The organism is Bacteroidota bacterium, assembly GCA_018692315.1.
Lineage (GTDB): Bacteria > Bacteroidota > Bacteroidia > Bacteroidales > JABHKC01 > JABHKC01.
The window spans coordinates 1-2099 of sequence record JABHKC010000155.1; the positions used below are offsets into that span (position 1 = coordinate 1).

General features: G+C 30.0%; 2 protein-coding genes. Both read left to right on the forward strand.

What is annotated here, in order from left to right; genetic code table 11:
* Positions 1-487 precede the first annotated feature (487 nt).
* Positions 488-1294 carry a hypothetical protein gene (locus HN894_11885; GenBank protein MBT7144020.1) on the forward strand — a complete coding sequence of 269 codons (807 nt, stop codon included), beginning with the start codon at positions 488-490 and terminating at the stop codon, positions 1292-1294.
* Positions 1295-1299: 5 nt separating this feature from the next.
* Positions 1300-1893 (forward strand): hypothetical protein, encoded by a 594-nt coding sequence (locus HN894_11890; protein MBT7144021.1) that lies wholly within the window; start codon positions 1300-1302, stop codon positions 1891-1893.
* Positions 1894-2099: the final 206 nt, after the last annotated feature.

The window sequence follows — 2099 nt, forward strand, 5'->3', positions numbered from 1 at the left end:
AATTTGGGGATTTTGGAGGGAAACGGAATTTCTGCTTAGTTTTCCGAAAATCAGATAATTTTTGATTGAATTTTCTCTCATTTTTTGGTTTTTCAATAGCATACCGTAATATATTTCATTTTTATTGCTCGAAATCTGAGATTTGGGCAAAACAAGGTGTTACGCCAACACCCATACAGTACCTTTGTGAAAGGCAAAGGGCTGTTAGACTTGGAAAAGTATGCTCGTTTGAAAACCCTTGCGAAAGCTCAATGAAGAACTCTATCGGTAAGCCGTATGAGGGAAAACTTCACGTACGGTTTGATGAAGGGGGTACTGATAGTCTATACTATTTTTCTTATCTTTGTGAGAAAAAAAAATATGAATAGGCTATCAGGCTCTACTCTACTATGCAAGGCTGGATAATCCAGACCAACCGAAACGAACTGACAAAATTGAAATAATAAGAAAATAGATCAAAAAACTACTTAACATACAATATTCAAATATGGCATTACTAAAAACAAACAAAATTATAGCATTGATAGGCATAACAATCCTTTTTACAGCTTGCGACAAAATATTTGAATTTAGTCCTTACGAAGCAAATGTTAATACGGAATTTAAAAATACCACAAAAAAAAAATTGCAATTAATTAAGGACATTCAGTTAAATTCTGACATTTTTTCATTTGCTGTTGTTACTGACAATCATTATCACTACGATAATTTAAGAACTGTAATTGATGATATCAATAAAAAAGATGATATATTGTTTGTAATCTTTGGTGGTGATATTGCAGACAAAGCATTATTAAAAGAATATGAGATTTTTTATAATACAATGAAAAATCTGGATAAACCTTATCTAACAGTTATAGGGAATCATGATTATAAATCAAATGGAGAAATCATATATAAACAGATGTTTGGTGATTATAATTATTCTTTTGAATTTAATCATTATAAATTTATACTTTTTGATGATGTAGTTTGGGAAAGTGACAAGAACCCTGATTTTGATTGGTTATCAACACAATTAATCGACAATGCATTATTCAAACAAGTATTTGTAATTGCCCATATTCCTCCTTTCACCGAACAATTTGATAGTGATATGGAACAAACATATACAACATTAATGCAAGAAAATAATGTTCAATTATCAATACACGGAGACGTTCACGCATATTCCTTTGGAAAGGTTTATAATGATTCTGTAAATTATTTAACAGTACCTTGGTGTAAAAAACCAACATATTGTATTATAAATGTACACAATAAATCTTTTGATATTGAACTAATAGAACTGTAAAACAAATGAAAATTAGAAACATATCTACACTTTTTATTGCATTGTTCTTTTTCTCTTCTGCTTTTGCACAAGATTCTACATTAATAAAGGGCAAAGATTGGTATATCCCTGACTACGCAAAAGTTCAGTTTGCCGGAAATATAGGTTTCTTTTCTATAGGAATTGGATATCAATTTTTCAATAATCACTTGTATTCAGAATTATTATATGGTTATGTACCTGTATCAATATCAAAAGCGGAACAAATACACACAATTACTATTAAAAATACGCTCCCTGTTTTTACCAAGAAATTCAATAACATTGCTTTGTCCCCAATTACTGGCTTTACAGCAAGTTTTGAAACAGGAAATAATTCATTTCTTAAACTTCTTGATAAATATCCTAAAGATTATTACAGCACTAATGCTTTTCATTTTACTTTTTTTATCGGAGCATCAATTCATAAGGATTTTATTAATTCAAAAATAATAAATGGTGTTGACCTTTATTTTGAATTAGGAACCGTAGATACATATTTTTGGTATGCAATCATATCAAAGGAAGTTAAGGTTAATAAAATTTTTAGTTCGGCTATTGGAATAAATCTATTTTTTTAAGAAAATGAATAATGCCCAGCATACAACACTTAAGAATATAAAAACAGCGAAAAACTACTGAGCCCGGCACTGTAGTTTTTATATTCGTTGTTGAGCTAAACCCAAGCCGGCGGGCTTAAAGTGAAGGATTTGGCGTATATGTATTTTTAATAATTTGGGGATTTTGGAGGGAAACGGAATTTCTGCTTTGTTTTCCGAAAATCAGA